General features: G+C 34.2%; 17 protein-coding genes and 1 rRNA gene. 8 read left to right on the top strand and 10 right to left on the bottom strand.

Annotated features, from left to right (window positions below):
* Genes ACP5SP_RS04335 through ACP5SP_RS04315 form a run of 5 tightly spaced genes read right to left on the bottom strand, consistent with a single transcriptional unit; the run spans position 1 to position 3,752 of the window.
* Complete coding sequence (locus ACP5SP_RS04335) at positions 1-777, bottom strand: metallophosphoesterase (RefSeq protein ID WP_424586651.1); 777 nt, start codon at positions 775-777, stop codon at positions 1-3.
* A complete protein-coding gene (locus tag ACP5SP_RS04330) occupies positions 777-1,505 on the bottom strand; it encodes a hypothetical protein (RefSeq protein ID WP_428066596.1) in 729 nt (242 codons plus the stop codon). Before ACP5SP_RS04330 ends, ACP5SP_RS04335 begins: the two co-directional genes overlap by 1 nt.
* A 23-nt stretch (positions 1,506-1,528) precedes the next feature.
* Positions 1,529-1,681 carry a hypothetical protein gene (locus ACP5SP_RS04325; protein ID WP_416084350.1) on the bottom strand — a complete coding sequence of 51 codons (153 nt, stop codon included), beginning with the start codon at positions 1,679-1,681 and terminating at the stop codon, positions 1,529-1,531.
* Between the two features lie 9 nt (positions 1,682-1,690).
* Entirely contained in the window at positions 1,691-2,899 is a 1,209-nt protein-coding gene (locus ACP5SP_RS04320; protein ID WP_424586649.1) for an adenosylhomocysteinase, read from the bottom strand.
* 10 nt (positions 2,900-2,909) lie between these two features.
* Complete coding sequence (locus ACP5SP_RS04315) at positions 2,910-3,752, bottom strand: bifunctional 5,10-methylenetetrahydrofolate dehydrogenase/5,10-methenyltetrahydrofolate cyclohydrolase (RefSeq protein ID WP_416084352.1); 843 nt, start codon at positions 3,750-3,752, stop codon at positions 2,910-2,912.
* Between the two features lie 75 nt (positions 3,753-3,827).
* Between ACP5SP_RS04315 and ACP5SP_RS04310 the strand changes: the two genes are divergently transcribed.
* From ACP5SP_RS04310 to lgt, 3 genes are read left to right on the top strand one after another with little or no spacing between them, the layout of a single operon-like run.
* A complete protein-coding gene (locus ACP5SP_RS04310; RefSeq protein ID WP_424586648.1) occupies positions 3,828-4,409 on the top strand; it encodes a hypothetical protein in 582 nt (193 codons plus the stop codon).
* Positions 4,409-5,965 (top strand): ATP-binding protein, encoded by a 1,557-nt coding sequence (locus tag ACP5SP_RS04305; RefSeq protein WP_428076078.1) that lies wholly within the window; start codon positions 4,409-4,411, stop codon positions 5,963-5,965. Before ACP5SP_RS04310 ends, ACP5SP_RS04305 begins: the two co-directional genes overlap by 1 nt.
* Positions 5,966-5,979: 14 nt before the next feature.
* Positions 5,980-6,783: a prolipoprotein diacylglyceryl transferase gene (lgt, locus tag ACP5SP_RS04300; RefSeq protein WP_416084355.1), complete on the top strand. Its 804-nt coding sequence runs from the start codon at positions 5,980-5,982 to the stop codon at positions 6,781-6,783.
* Here lgt and ACP5SP_RS04295 read toward each other — a convergent pair.
* A complete protein-coding gene (locus ACP5SP_RS04295; protein ID WP_424586646.1) occupies positions 6,758-7,387 on the bottom strand; it encodes an MBL fold metallo-hydrolase in 630 nt (209 codons plus the stop codon). The genes lgt and ACP5SP_RS04295 overlap by 26 nt on opposite strands.
* 65 nt (positions 7,388-7,452) lie before the next feature.
* Between ACP5SP_RS04295 and ACP5SP_RS04290 the strand changes: the two genes are divergently transcribed.
* The gene (locus ACP5SP_RS04290; RefSeq protein WP_416084357.1) at positions 7,453-7,881 is read left to right on the top strand and encodes a metal-dependent hydrolase; all 429 of its coding nucleotides are present in this window, start codon (positions 7,453-7,455) and stop codon (positions 7,879-7,881) included.
* Here ACP5SP_RS04290 and ACP5SP_RS04285 read toward each other — a convergent pair.
* From ACP5SP_RS04285 to acpS, 3 genes are read right to left on the bottom strand one after another with little or no spacing between them, the layout of a single operon-like run.
* Entirely contained in the window at positions 7,843-8,913 is a 1,071-nt protein-coding gene (locus ACP5SP_RS04285) for a tetratricopeptide repeat protein (RefSeq protein ID WP_428076077.1), read from the bottom strand. The genes ACP5SP_RS04290 and ACP5SP_RS04285 overlap by 39 nt on opposite strands.
* Positions 8,900-10,456, bottom strand: coding sequence for an NAD(P)H-hydrate dehydratase (locus ACP5SP_RS04280; RefSeq protein ID WP_428076076.1), 1,557 nt, complete (start codon positions 10,454-10,456; stop codon positions 8,900-8,902). Before ACP5SP_RS04280 ends, ACP5SP_RS04285 begins: the two co-directional genes overlap by 14 nt.
* Positions 10,453-10,785: a holo-ACP synthase gene (gene acpS, locus ACP5SP_RS04275; protein ID WP_416084360.1), complete on the bottom strand. Its 333-nt coding sequence runs from the start codon at positions 10,783-10,785 to the stop codon at positions 10,453-10,455. The genes ACP5SP_RS04280 and acpS overlap by 4 nt, the downstream gene beginning before the upstream one ends.
* A gap of 89 nt (positions 10,786-10,874) precedes the next feature.
* Here acpS and ACP5SP_RS04270 point away from each other — a divergent pair, with 89 nt between their 5' ends.
* Positions 10,875-11,900 (top strand): bis-aminopropyl spermidine synthase family protein, encoded by a 1,026-nt coding sequence (locus ACP5SP_RS04270; protein ID WP_416084361.1) that lies wholly within the window; start codon positions 10,875-10,877, stop codon positions 11,898-11,900.
* A complete protein-coding gene (locus ACP5SP_RS04265; RefSeq protein ID WP_428076075.1) occupies positions 11,900-13,420 on the top strand; it encodes a YifB family Mg chelatase-like AAA ATPase in 1,521 nt (506 codons plus the stop codon). Before ACP5SP_RS04270 ends, ACP5SP_RS04265 begins: the two co-directional genes overlap by 1 nt.
* Position 13,421: 1 nt before the next feature.
* Here the strand turns inward: ACP5SP_RS04265 and ACP5SP_RS04260 are convergent, their stop codons facing one another.
* Positions 13,422-13,889, bottom strand: coding sequence for a divergent PAP2 family protein (locus tag ACP5SP_RS04260; protein WP_424596729.1), 468 nt, complete (start codon positions 13,887-13,889; stop codon positions 13,422-13,424).
* Between the two features lie 14 nt (positions 13,890-13,903).
* Here ACP5SP_RS04260 and ACP5SP_RS04255 point away from each other — a divergent pair, with 14 nt between their 5' ends.
* On the top strand, positions 13,904-14,524 hold the full coding sequence (locus tag ACP5SP_RS04255; protein WP_424586642.1) for an epoxyqueuosine reductase QueH: 621 nt from the start codon (positions 13,904-13,906) through the stop codon (positions 14,522-14,524).
* Between the two features lie 409 nt (positions 14,525-14,933).
* A 16S ribosomal RNA gene (locus ACP5SP_RS04250) occupies positions 14,934-15,259 on the top strand; the annotation flags it as partial.

The following is a 15,259-nucleotide window of genomic DNA, read 5'->3' as shown; positions in this document are numbered from 1 at the left end:
TTAAATTGTTCCGATAAGAATCTCTGGTCTTGCAAAAATTCTTATAGGTAAACGGCTTTCTCCAATGCCTCTATTTACATACATTGTAGTATTCCCTTCTCTAAATAGCCCGCAAAGGAACCGAGATCCGTATCTTGAAGGTACAAAGAGCGCAAATTTAATAAATGGGAATTTAATCTGTCCTCCATGTGTATGTCCACATAAGACAAGATTTATGCTCTTTTCCTTTGCTTCATAAAAGATATCAGGTGAATGTGACAAAAGAATGGTATATAAGGACTTATCAATGCCAGAAACTGCCTTTTTAAGATTTGCTCTTTTTGTATATGGATCATTTACGCCAACAATATTTACTTTCTGGCCGTTCTTTGTATAAACCGTATTTTCATCTTCAAGCACAGTGATCTCAAGATTTTTTAGATCTGTTTTAAGCTTTTTGAAGTCTTTTATTTTGTAGTCCCAATTACCAAAGACAAAATAGACTGGTTTTCCCAATTCTTTTATCTTCTTAAGGTAAAAATAAGCCACAAATTCTTCCCTGTAATTAACTACATCACCTGTTATAAAGATGATATCTGGAGATTCTTCTTTTAAAATTGCAAGAATTCTTCTCTCACGTTTAGTTTCTCTTGAAAAGTGTAGATCAGTAATATGAGCAAATTTTATATTAAATGAATTATTGAATGCAATCTTTGTTTTTTGAACTAAAAATCGCTCAATAAAATATCCGTATAGAAGAATTAGAAATATTAAAGCAAAGATTAACCTAAAAATCATTACCTAATTTCTTTTCTCCGTATGAATTTACTTCCCTCCATCGTTATAAGAAGTACATCAATAGGACCGCCTACCGTTTTTGGGCGAGCTTGGAATCTCATTGTATCAATTGTAGTTTGGATAGCATAGACTGCAAAATCAATTGCATCTTGGAGTGGCATAGCATCCCAGAGGATTGGTGCTTTAGGGATCTGCACAAAATTGCCGTGTGGGTCTTTTATAAAAACGGGATTAAGTATTTCGTTTAGAATATCTCCTTCTCCTCCCCAACTTGCCCCATAAACAACTTTTCGCATTTCATTTGAGTAATTTACTCGAAATTTTTCACTTCTTTTTATGTTTATGTGATACACATAAGGGATGCTACTCTTTCCTTCTTTTACATACCCTGCAATATGGAACGAGGTATCGGCATTTGGAAAAGAAGCTCTAAAAAAATTCAGGAGTTTATTTGTAATTTCTTCAACTGTATCGTGTGGCTGAACAATTTCTTCCTCAAACTTTTGAATGTAAAAGTCCATTGGAATTCCGCCCAAGAAGGTCTCTCCAAAAGTAGAAATACCTACATTGTTTTTTGAAAGGAGAAATGTTTTGTAGACATAATCTGAACTCACAATTGGAATTGGAGTTGCATTTGGTATATCCTGCCTTTGCAAGGATACAGTTTGTCTACTGTCAGATGCCATTACAATTCCAGATGGCACATAAACGGTAACAATTAAAGACATATAAGCCTCCTTTTAATAACCTTCTAATTTCGTGTTGCATTTGGATCGCTTGAAAGCACATTCTGGAAGAACTCGAGTATGTTCTCAATTGCATTTTCAATATCCGATAGACGTTCCTCTATTTCAAACAATTTTCTTTCAATTGATTCAATTCGTTCAATTTCTTCCTTTTTCATTTATCCCTCTTAATGTGGCTTTGTAAGATAATCTATTTGTTTTTTGGTGAGTTTATCAATTTTTATACCATTAGCATCAAGGAATATGTTTGCAACCTTTGTGTCTATTTCTTCTGGGACATCATAGACTTTGTTTTCAAGCTTGTGTGTTAAGAGGTACTCTGCAGAAAGAGCTTGAAGCGCGAAGGATAAATCCATTATTTCAATTGGATGTCCGTCAGCACATGCAAGGTTCACTAACCTTCCTTCACCTAATACATAGACATGTCTTCCATTTTTAAGAGTGTATTCCTCGATGTTTTGTCTAACTTCACGTTTTGAGACTTTTTCTTTCTCAAGTTCGTCCATTGCTATTTCAACATTGAAGTGCCCAGCATTTGTTAAAATTGCTCCATCTTTTAGAAGTTCAAAATGTCTTGAATCAATTACATTTATATTACCAGTCGTGGTAACAAAAATATCACCAATTTTTGCGGCATTTTTCATTTCCATTACTTCGAAGCCATCCATATGTGCTTCAATTGCTTTTATTGGGTCAACTTCAGTTACAATTACCTTTGCTCCTAATCCCCGAGCTCTCATTGCAACACCCTTTCCTACCCAGCCATAACCTGCAACAACGACGTTTTTTCCCGCTATGTTTAGGTTAGTTGTTCTCATTATGGCATCCCATGTAGATTGACCTGTTCCATATCTATTATCAAAAAGGTGCTTACATTTCCCATTGTTTACTGCAATAACTGGGAATTTGAGGAGTTTTGCATTCTCAAGTGCTTTGTTTCTTATAACACCCGTTGTAGTTTCTTCGCATGCGCCAATAACATTTTTGAGAAGATCTTTTCTTTTGTAGTGTAAAAGGTGTACAAGATCTCCGCCGTCATCAATCACAATATGTGGTTTTACATCAAGAGTTTTCATGATGTTTTCAAGATGTTCACTTTCAGTTTCCCCTCTTCTTGCAAAAACTGGGATTCCAAAATTTCTTAGAGCCTCCGCAACATCGTCTTGTGTAGTAAGAGGATTTGAGCCAGACACATAGATATTTGCACCACCAATTTTAAGGACTTTTGCAAGATTTGCAGTTTTGGCTTCAAGGTGAATTGAAAGTGCAATATTAATTCCTTTAAAAGGTTTTCTTTTCTCAAAGTCATCCTTTATTTTTTGAAGAATTTTCATATGTGTAAAAGCCCACTCAAGTTTCCTTTCTCCTTCGTGCACAATTCACCTCCTAAATTATTTTATTTTGTAGTTTTGCAGCTTTTAATGTATTCCTGAAAAGCATAAGCGTTGTTAATACTCCAATGCCACCAGGGACAGGTGTTATATAACTTGCAACTTCTTTAACGCTCTCAAAATCCACATCACCAACTAGTTTTCCATCAATTTTATTGATTCCTGCATCAATTACAACAGCACCAGGTTTAACATAACTCTTATCGATTAGTTTTGCTTTTCCTACTGATACAACAAGAATATCTGCTAATCTTGTTATTTCTTGGAGGTTTCTTGTTTTTGAGTGACAAATTGTTACTGTTGCATTTTCTTGGAGAAGTAATGCTGCAGTTGGTTTCCCAACAATATTGCTTCTTCCTATCACAACAGCATATTTACCCTCTATTGTTACGACAGTTTTTATGGTGGTAAGTATTGCTTGTGCAGTTGCTGGTTGAAAAGGAGTGGTTCCTTCAAAGAGTTTTCCAAAGTTTATGGGATGAAAACCATCAACATCCTTTTCTGGTGCAATTGTTTCTATTACCTTTGACTTGTTTATGTGCTCTGGCAAAGGAAGTTCAATCAGGATTCCGTGAATGTCTTTTCTTAGATTAAGATTTTTAATATTATAAAGAAATTCTTCTTCCGTAATTTCAGTGGGTAGTTTATGATGCTCTACATAAATGCCAAGGTTTTCTCCTTCTTTTCTAATGTTCTTTGCATAGCTTTCAGATGCCTTCTCTTCGCCAACTTGCACAACTGCAAGTGCCGGATTAATTAACCTTTTCTTTAATTCCTCGACATTAGTCCTAATTTCGTTTTGTAATTTTACTGCAATCTCTTTTCCATCCAAAATCATTTTCCTAACCTCCTTTGCTTTAATAATACAAATTAAGTTATTTTTTTCAAGTATTTTAATATAATATATTGAAAAATGGAAGAAAAGCATATAGCAGAAATAATTTCAATTGACGGGCTTGAAATTCTTGCCGAACCAAAGGAAAAGGCAACTATTCAAGTTGGGACTCTTTTAAAAACTACAAAGATTAATAATCTGATATTTTTAGTGCTTGATGATCTTTATATAAATATGATCCCTGGTGGAAGCCACGAGTCATACGGTATACCCGAAGAAAAACTTCAGGAAGAATACCCACATGTTAATGATTATCTAAGATACCTTATTAAGATATATCCGCTTGCAGAGTTTGATAAAGAGCATTACTTTCCTTTTACAAAGTCGCCTGTTATGAATGCGCTTCTTTACGAGGTAAAATTTGAGGAGACTAAAAAAATTTTTGATAATATTTTCGTAATGCTTGAACTTGCAAGAATTGATTCAAATAGATTTCCAAAAAGAAACAAAGCCATTATAGGTCTATTAAAGAATTATCTTTCTGAGTTTGATAAGGATGAAAGATCTGAAAGATTAAAAGAACTAATATTAGAGCTTTCAACTGCTTTTAGAAAGGATTATGCATCCCTTATGGAGATTGTGAGGGGAGTGAAGGGTTAATGGAAAAGGAATTAAGCAATTACATTGGGTACATTACATCTGGCTCTTTTGGAGAAGGTCTTACATTTAAATTAAATACCTATGTGAATCCAGAAAATATAAGAATTGGAGATTTCGTTGTTGTTGAAGGGAAAAATATGGACTATTTGTGTGTCGTTGATGATATAAGGCTTAAGGTGACCACAGATGAAGTATTTTTTGATCCGCCAGTTGATGAGGATGTTGACGATGGAATCGAAAAACTTGCAGTATCGTCGTTTGTATATAATGAAATTTCCATTTTTCCATATCTTTCGCTACCTAAGGATCCGAATTCTTATGGCACCACAGTAAAAACATTGCCAACCCATTTTTCAAAAGTAAGAAGTGTGAAGTCGACCGATTTTCGGAGAATTATTCCTGAGAAGAATGCTTTTTACATAGGCACACCTCTTACAAGTAAAGAAAAACTTTACATAGATCTTGAAAAACTCTCAATGAGAAATTCGGGACTCTTTGGTATTACAGGATCTGGAAAATCTTTCTTTGCAAGAATAATTTTTGCAGGTCTCATAAAGAATAAAATTTCTACCTTGCTCATTTTTGATATGCATAATGAACATGGAAGAAGTATTAGAAGTGAAAGTGGAAAAATTGATTCTCTTGCAAGTTTGTTTTCAGAATCTGTCAAAATTTTTGATGTATCAAAATCAAGTAAAGATGCAAATACATACATTGAAATTGCATATGAAGATGTTGAGCCTGAAGATGTTGTGCTTGTGTCAGATATATTACAATTTTCTCCAAAATCAGAAGAAACGCTTGAAATAGTTTCAAGGAGACGTAAAGATTGGCTTAAGTTTCTTTTAGATGAGTATCCAAATGTAAAAGATAAAAAGGAAGTTTCTGACGAGCTTGCCGTTAATTTAGAATCACTTGATGCACTTTCAAGACACCTCCAAAAATTGAAAAATTTGAAGTTTCTTAAAGAAACTAGTTCAAGAGATTCAATAAAAAGCATAATTGAGAACCTAAAAAATGGGGTAAGCGTGGTTGTGCAATTTTCTGGTGATTATAAAGACGATAGACTTACATACTATTTTGTTTCGAATATTATTACAAGAAGAATTTTTAATGAATTTTCTAATTTAACAGAAGATACCCAAAAGAATCGTGTGGTAATTGCAATTGAAGAAGCACACAAATTTCTCTCAAAGCAGTATCAGGCAAACAATGTCTTTGGAAGAATTGCAAGGGAAATGAGAAAGTTTAATGTCACTCTTTTCATTATTGATCAGAGGCCAAGCGAAATTGATCCAGAAGTTCTTTCGCAAATTGGAACAAGACTTGTAATGGAACTGAAAGATGAAAACGATATCAATGCTGTTTTTCAAGGTGCTTCACATACAAAAAGGCTTGTAAAAATACTGTCTACATTAGAACAAAAGCAAGCACTTGTATTTGGCTATGCGGTGCCATTACCACTTCCTATAAATGTAAGGTCCTATGATGAAGGATTTATTAAAGAAATGAAGGAAGAAAAAACTACAAAAAGCGTAAAAGACGATATTTATTAATAAAGGAGGTTAGAATGTATCCAGTGCTAATAAAAATTGGAAATTTTGAATTGAGAACTTATGGAGTTATAGTTGCAATTGCTGCAATTGTTGGAATATTAACAGCACTTAGATATGTGAAAGACAGGGGTATAGATGAAGATACTTTCCTCAATGTAGTTATATGGGCACTTATCGGTGGGATTTTAGGCGCAAGGGTTTTTTGGGTGTTTGTGTCGCCTTATCTTTCAACATACCTAAAACATCCGCTTACAATTTTTGCATTTTGGGAAGGTGGCTTATCTTTTGAAGGAATGATTTTAGGTGGACTTCTCGCCATTGTAATATCTGCAAAATTCTACAAAGTTTCTTTAAAAAAGGTACTTGATGGCGGCGCATTGGGTGTTGCAATTGGTTATGGTATTGGTAAATTTGCATGTTTCTTTAATGGTTGTTGCTACGGAATTCCTGTGCCATCCTGGTGGCCCAAAGTTTTTCCATTTTCACTTGTGTTTACAAATCCAAAATCCCAGTGTGATCTTCTTAATACGCCACTTTATCCTGCACAACTCCTCAATGCACTTAGTGGTTGGCTTACTTTCTTTGCTTTGATTTATATTCTAAGAAAGAATAAAAATCTTTATGATGGAAAACTTTTTACCTATTTTGGATATATCTTTTCTCCGATGCTTTTTCTTGTTGAGTTTATTCGTTATATTCCAAATAGATTTTTTGGACTTACGCCAAATCAGTGGTTCTCAATAGGGTTTGTTATTTTTGCATTTTTGTTTGATTTATACAATAAAAGAATTTCTAAAATTGAGGTTCAAGAACAATAATCTCACCTTGAGGAAGGTTTTCTTTATTAATATTGAGTTCCTTTAAGGTTTTGAAGTGGATTCCTTTTGTAAATTCCTCAAGAGGTAAAATATTTAGTGTTGATCCTTTTAATCGGTAATGCATAGGAATTGCAATATTTGGCTTAAATTCGCTAATTATTTCCTTTGCGTCATTGGGTCCGATTGTATAAACTGAACCAACAGGTATAAAGAAAACATTTGTGCCCTTTATGAAATTTTTTTGTTTCTCTTTAAACCTTTTATCTCCTAAATCACCAAAGTGTATAAGGGTAATGTTTTCCGAAGTAATCTTAAAAAGGTGAATTAATCCTCTTTCAAGCCCATTTTTCTCATCGTGATAGGCTTCGATACTTTCAAATTTTATGCCGTTAATTTCTTCATTTATTACCCCTCTTAAAACTTTCTTGTAGCTTGGCACATACTTAACTGCGTTGTGGTCGAAGTGCTCGTGAGATACGGTTATTATGTCTACTTCTGGAAATTTTACAGGATATCCCATTGATGGATCGTATGGATCTGTGAGAATTTTAAAACCATTTGTCTCAATTAGGAAGCTTGAATGTCCATAGTACTTTATAATCATTTTTATCACCTCCATATAAATTATAGCATTTTCTACAGTTATGCCTTCATTGATATAATAGTTTTATGCTTGGTTTTACACATTTAACCTTTGCGCTTTTTTTAGAGGGCAACACAAGCCTTATTAACGTTACACTTGCTTCCTTTGGAAGTCTATTTCCGGATATTGATACATTTGGTGTGCTTTCAAAAGTAGTGAAAAACAAACCAAGAAATTTGAAGCACAGAGGAATATTACATACGCCTTTTGTTTATGTTGTGATTCTTTGCATATATTATTTTATCTTCGGAAATTTTGGGATAGCACCTTTTATTGTGGGAGTATTTTCGCATCTATTTCTTGACTTTATTACAGTTGAAGGAATACCAATTTTTTATCCAATTAGTTCAAGAAAATTCCATATTATTGGATTTAGAACAGGAAGCTTGGTTGATGTAAGTATGTCTTTTTTCTTCTTATTTTTCTTTATTTTGAGACTCTTTAAGCTTATTTAAGAAAAACTTCAATGCCTCTTCGTATTTTTTCTCTTTTAAAAGGTTAATACCAGCATATAGTTCATCTATATCACTTTGATTTTTCTCTTTTTGGGAATCGTCTACATTATTCTTATTTATTTCGGCTTCTTTAGGCTTTGTTTTTTGAGGTTCCTCCTTTTGAGCTTTTTCCTGTACTTGTGGTTTTTCAACTAATTTTTCAAATTCTTCTTTAAAGAATTTAATAACTGGCATTTCAATTTTGTATAAATTTTTGAGTTCGTTTAATTCATCCATTTTTAGAAGCTTATCTTCCTCAATTGGGACAACGGCGAACCTGCAAAGAGGATTTATTTCTATTATTTTTTTAAAGTAATCATTTGCCTTTTCGTGATTTCCAAGGTATTCATCAATCATGCGTCCCATAAGGTACAATGCTCTTGGATAGTTTGGATAATTTACTAATACATTTTCTAGTATGGGCGGGACTTTTTTATATTCTCCTGCTCTTAAATAAGCTTCTGCAAGAGTTGTTTTGATGATTGGATCAAATTTTGCTGACTTATCAAGCTCTTCAAGAATATTAATGAATTCTTTTCGGGAGATATTTTCTTCGGATAGAATTATTTTAAGTTTTTCGTTTTCCTCGGCATTTGTAATCTCCTTAATTATTTCCTTTTCGTATTTTGGTGCAAGCACAATTGCTTTATCAAAGAGTTCTTTTGCAATTTTACCTTCTTTGAGATTGATTATTCCCTTAAAAAGGTATCCGTATTGATTTTCTGGATCGATGTTTAAAACGTATTTGAAAGCTATATTCGCGTCAATGTCCTTCCCTTTTATGAGATATGAGATTCCTCTAAAAAGTTCATAAAAGGTAGACGGCGTTGGAGAGTCCATTGAAAGTGTTTCTGCATGTGTTTCCACTATATCATAATTTTTTAGCATTAAGTGGTATGTGAGAAATAGAATATTTAGTATTGGGGCATAAGGTCTTGAATTGAGTCTCTCTTTTATTTCTTGTAATCTGCCAATTATTTCATAATCTTTCATAGAATGCCCCCTCTAATTCTTTATAATGCTCCCAATAATATCTTATAGCATTTGGGATATTTTGCAAAATATCCAAAGCAGTTATCCCTTCTTTAAATTCATTTGCTAAAAGATCCCCCGAAAGACCATGAATATATGTGCCTAAAATAGTACCTTCTAAGGTATTTCCTTTTCGTGCAATAGAACTTGCTATTGTTCCTACAAGCACATCTCCACTTCCTGCCGTTGCAAGCAAAGGATTTCCAGAAGTATTTATGTATATATTTCCATTTAAACCAATTAGCGAATACTCTCCTTTTAGAACTATCAAATGTTGGATTTCTTTCATTGCTTTGAATAAGGCTGAGAACTTATCTTTTTTTATTTCGTTAACAGGAAGTCCTGTAAGTCTTGAGAATTCGCCAATATGAGGTGTAAGGACTGTATCAAATGTTCTTTTCTTAAGAATTTCCTTATATTTTGAAATGATGGTTATTGCATCGCCGTCTATAATAAGTGGTTTTTGAACATTTTGAATAACATTTAAAACCAGTTGCTCTGTGTCTTCATCAATTGAAAGCCCCGAACCAATTGCAACAACGTCGACATTTTTGGAAAATTCGATTATTTTTCCAATGTCTTCACTTGAGATTGCTCCATTTTTGTTTTCTTTCAAAGGAATTTGCACTATTTCTGGAGATCTTTCAGATACTATCTTTGAAACATATTCAGTTGTAGCAAGGTAGGAGATACCTCCACCACCTTTGAGAAACGAAAGAGCATTAAAGTAAGGTGCACCCGTGTAGTGAGATGAACCTGCAATGAAAAGCGCCTTCCCAAGGCTTCCCTTGTGCGCATCTGTTGGGCGAGCCGTATATGGCTCAATGATTTTTATTTCCACGGAAATATCCTTTGAATGAGTTATTTCAGGAGGGTATGTTATGTGATTTACGATAATTTTTCCTACATAGTCACATCCTGGATATGCAAAGAAACCTCTTTTAGGAAGCCCCATTGTGATAGTATAGTTTGCTTTGATTGCAACTCCTAAAACTTCGCCAGTGTTTGCGGAGACTCCCGATGGGATATCAATTGCAACAACTGGTTTTCCTGAATTATTGATTTCAACAATAAGCTCCTCTATCTTCCCGTTAATTGGTCGGTTTAATCCTGTTCCAAAAATACCGTCAATGATTACATCTGCTTCTTTTATTGCTAAAAGCAAAACTCTGTTAATTGATGTAAATTCAAGAACTTCAACAGGATAGTTTTTAAGGAGTTCGAAATTTTTCAGAGCACTTCCCTTTAGTTTTGTTGTATCAGAAACGGTAAAAAGAGTTACTTCGGCATTGTGTGAAGAAAGTAATCTTGCAACGGTAAAGGCATCTCCTCCATTATTTCCAGAGCCTGCAAATATGAGAAATTTTCTTAAAAGACCAAATTTTGACTTTAAAAAATAAAAAACAGCACTACCTGCATTTTCCATAAGGATTTCTTCAGAAATTCCGCTATTAATTGCAAGTTCGTCTAATTTTTTTATTTCTTCACTTGTTACAACTTTCATATCCCTATCCTTATCGCTATTGCAATTGCAAATTCTTTTTCATGTGAAATTGAAACAAAAATATCAGGAAAATTTTTAACCGTGGGTTTTGAATAATCATTATAAGTAATTTCAATTTGGTTAAAGGGGATTGCATTTTCAAGAGTTTTTGTTATTGCTTCTTTTGCTGCAAATCGTCCAGCAATAAATTCAGCGATGTTGCCTTTTTTCTTTAATTCCTTTAATTCGCTTTTACTTAAAACTCTTAAGATAAACCTTTCACCATAGGTTTCAAGAATTTTTTCAATCCGTTTTATGTTCACTATGTCTATGCCCACTCCTTTTATCACAGCAAAATTATACTACTAATAATTTTTTTCTAAAATAGTCAAATGTGCTAAAATGTAAGGGTTTGAAAATTTTTGTGAAGGAGGTAATTATGGATAGAATGAGTCTTCAGATTTTGAGAGCCTTATGGAAAAGGCCTCTTGATATATGGGAACTTATAATAATGCAGGATAATGATATTAAAAGTTTATATGATACTCTTGAAAATTTAAAAGAAAGAAAATTGATTGAATATTCCGGCAACAAAATTAAGATAACAGAAGCAGGAATTTTAGAATTAAAAAAGAATAATTCAATGCCCTATATTGATACAAAGTGTCCTTATTGCCATGGTAAAATTCATGACCCATCATATTTTAAGGATATTCTTGAGACTTTCAAGGAGATTTTTAAGAATCGCCCCTTAGAAACAACCGAGTTTGATCAAGGAGTTGTAAGCGAAGAAAATTCAGTAAGGCGTCTTGAATTTGTCTATGAAAGGGGGGACCTTGAAGGAAAAGAGATATTTTTCCTTGGAGATGATGATTTAACAAGTATAGTTTTTGCTCTTTCAAAGATGCCAAAAAGAGTTGTAGTTGTTGATATCGATAAGAGAATAGTCGATTATATAAATGAGGTTTCTAAAGATTATAAGTTAAATATTGAAGCATATAATTACAATGCAGCAGACAGATTAGATGAGGAATTTATAAATAAATTTGATACTTTTTTAACAGACCCTGTTGAGACTGTAAAGGGTATGCAACTATTTCTTTCACGTTGTGTTCATTCTCTTAAAGGAAAAGGCTCTTCTGGATATTTTGGGTTGAGTCATTTTGAATCCTCCCTTAAGAAATGGTTTGAGGTTGAGAAAGATCTTCTTGATATGAATCTTGTTATTACTGATATGCTAAGGGACTTTAATGAATATCTGCTTGTTAGCGAAAGGATACTTCATGAAGGATATTATGTTGTTGAAAAAGCTCCTGTTAAGGTTTTACCACCAACATTTTCGTGGTATAGATCGACATTTATTAGAGTTGAACTTGTAGATTCGCCAAAGCCTAAAATTGTTGATGGCGTGAATTGGGACCGTTCTCTTTACTTTGACGATGAGACTTATGTTGTGAGGCCATAATGCTCTCTAAGGTTAAAACAACAACGCTTAAGGGTATTGATGGAGTTGAAGTCCTTGTTGAAGTTGATATAGGAAATGGACTTCCCTCTTTTACAATTGTTGGGTTGCCCACTGAAAGTGTTGAAGAATCAAAGGAACGTGTGAGGGCAGCCATCAAAAATGCAGGTTTTGAATTTCCAATTCGGAAAATAACTGTTAATCTTGCACCTGCCGATGTTAAGAAAGATGGAACATATTTCGATTTACCCATTGCCGTGGGGATTCTTTCGATAATAGGTGTTGTAAAAGATCAGGATAAAATGAATGATTTTTACTTTTTGGGAGAACTGTCGCTTGATGGTAGTATACGGAAAATTGTTGGTGCATTGCCAATGGTTTCTTCTCTTAAAAAAGGTTCAAAAGTAATTGCTCCTTACGATTTAATGAGTGAGATAAGCATTGTTGAAGATGTCGATATTTACTTTGTTAAACACTTAAAGGAAGTTGTCGAATTCATTAACGGGGATAGATCTATTGAACCTGTGAGGACTGATCTAACAAAAATTCTTGAATCGGAATTTTTAGAGGAAGAGGATTTCTCGGATATAAAAGGGCAATATCAAGCAAAAAGAGCAGTGGAGATTGCCGTTGCAGGTGGACATAACATAGTTATGATTGGTTCACCTGGGTCAGGTAAGACACTTATTGCAAGAAGAATTCCGTCAATCTTTCCGCCACTTACAAAGGAAGAGTCACTTGAGATTACAAAAATTTATAGTGTGTCTAATTTATTGGGAAGTGGTGTTGTTAATAAAAGACCATTTAGATCTCCTCACTCTTCTGCTACTCTTCCCTCAATAATTGGAGGTGGAAACCCAGTAAAACCGGGAGAAGTAAGTCTTTCGCATAATGGAGTTTTATTTTTAGATGAATTGGCAGAATTTAGAAGAGATGTTCTTGAATCTCTAAGGCAACCCATGGAAGATGGATTTGTAGTTATAACAAGAGCTAAAGAAAGAGTTATGTTTCCCTCTAACTTTATGCTTGTTGCCGCAATGAATCCTTGTCCTTGTGGATGGTTTGGAGATAAAGAACATCCATGCACTTGTTCTATTTCGGAAATTAAGAGATATAGGAATAGAGTATCAGGTCCCATATGGGATCGATTTGACATCCAAATTGAAGTGCCAAGACTTTTGCCTCATGAACTTGTTCATGATTCGAAATCAGAATCATCAAAATCCATAAGGGATAGGGTTATTAAAGCTCGAATTATTCAACAGGAAAGATACAAAGACACGAAGATTAAAAATAACGCCTCTCTTACGCCACGTTCAATAAAGGCTTTTATAAAATTAGGACATGAAGAGAAAGTTTTCCTTGAAAATGCATCAACAAGACTTGGACTTACTGGAAGGGGATTTGATAAGATTCTTAAAGTTGCCCGAACCATTGCAGACATTGAAGGAAGTGAGCTTGTGCGACTTCCTCATATTGCAGAAGCACTTCAATATAGATTTGACCTTTCTCTTAATACCTGATTTAAAAGAAAAATATAATATCAATAATTGCAATAAGAAGTCCTAAAAGAAAGCCTATAAAGACTTCTATTCCAGAATGTCCTACAAGCTCTTTAAAAGTTTCAATATCAATGCTCTCTCTTAGTCTTTTACCAAGGGGTGTTTCAAAAAATATCTCATTCATTGTTTTTGCGTGTTTTCCAACTTCCCTTCTTACAGAAATAGCATCGACAACGACTATCGCAGAGAATACAAATGCAATCGAAAAATAGGGTGAGTCAAATCCAAATTTTGCTCCCAAAAGAATTGTTAATGTTGTTACTGTTGCTGTGTGGGAACTTGGGTTGCCACCGGTTGAAGTGAGCATCTCCCAATCCCATTCTTTCTCAACTAAATATGTAAATATAACCTTAAGCACTTGTGCAATGATGTTAGAAAAAATAGAAGCTATAAGTATATTATTAGAAAATAACTGTGTAAGTATATTCATATTATAATTGTAATATGAAAGATAGAAAAAATAAACAGATTTTGCCGAGAGGAAATTTTGAGAAAGTGCTTTTGCATATTTGTTGTGCACCTGATGCGACGTATCCTGTGCTTTTACTCAAAGGTCTCCATTTCAATGTAACTGGATTTTTCTACAATCCCAATATTCATCCAAAAGAAGAATACGAAAAAAGACTTGAAGAGGTGAGAAAACTTTCAGAATACCAAAACTTTCCTCTTATCGTTGGCGAGTATAACGATGAAGTTTTGAGGAGTTGGTTCTATTTGGTTCGAGGTCTTGAAAAAGAACATGAGGGAGGAAATAGATGTTATCTTTGTTATAAAGAACGTCTTGAAAGAACCGCAAAACTTGCACATGACCTCGGCTTTGATTATTTTACTACTACTATAACTATCAGTCCGCATAAAAGGTCTGACTGGGTCTTTGAAATTGCTCATGAACTTGAGAATATATATGGAGTAAAATTTCTTGAGATTGATTTCAAAAAGAAGAACGGCTTCAAGGCAAGCGTTATTTTAAGCAAATACTACGGGCTTTACAGGCAAAATTACTGTGGGTGTATTTTCTCAAAAGTTGAATCAGATTATATAAGAAGAATTAGAACGCAAGAATAGTTAAATTAATGTTATTTTTACATAAAGATCATTCAAAATCTAAATTAGGCTAATTTTTATTATTGTAGTTTCTCATTCAAAAATAATCTAAATTTTGAAAATATTTGTCTTTTAAATTGCGCAAACTCGTTATTTTAACACATCTATCTGGAATTTTGAAAGAATTTTTGAAAATCTTCCTATCCCCTCTTGACACAGGATATAGTTTTTGGTATTATTGTAATCGCTGAGACTCAAGGAACCGAAAACTTGAGCAAGGCACCTTGAAAAAAGTAGAATGTCTTGGGGTTATCCCCCTTGACAAGAGAGTAAAAAGTAGTATAATAGTGTGCCTATGTAAAGATAGGCAAGTTGGTACAGCGGATTGTACCTTGAAAACTAAACAGCGAAAGTAAGGCCCTTTGAATATTTTTCGGAGAGTTTGATCCTGGCTCAGGATGAACGCTGGCGGCGTGCCTTACACATGCAAGTCGAGCGGAGAAGATTTCCTGTGGCAACACAGGAGTCTTCTTAGCGGCAAACGGGTGAGTAATGGATGAGTAACCTACCCTGTAGACGGGGATAGCCATCCGAAAGGATGGGTAATACCCGATAATGTTGGAGAACTTCGGTTCTCTAAAGAAAGGTGGCGCAAGCTACCGCTTCAGGATGGGCTCATCTCCTATCAGCTAGTTGGTGAGGTAACGGCTCACCAAGGCTATGACGGGTAGCTGGCCTGAGAGGGTGGTCAGCCAC

This window comes from Caldisericum sp. (assembly GCF_049967455.1).
Lineage (GTDB): Bacteria > Caldisericota > Caldisericia > Caldisericales > Caldisericaceae > Caldisericum > Caldisericum exile_A.
This window is presented reverse-complemented; position numbering and strand designations above follow the sequence as displayed.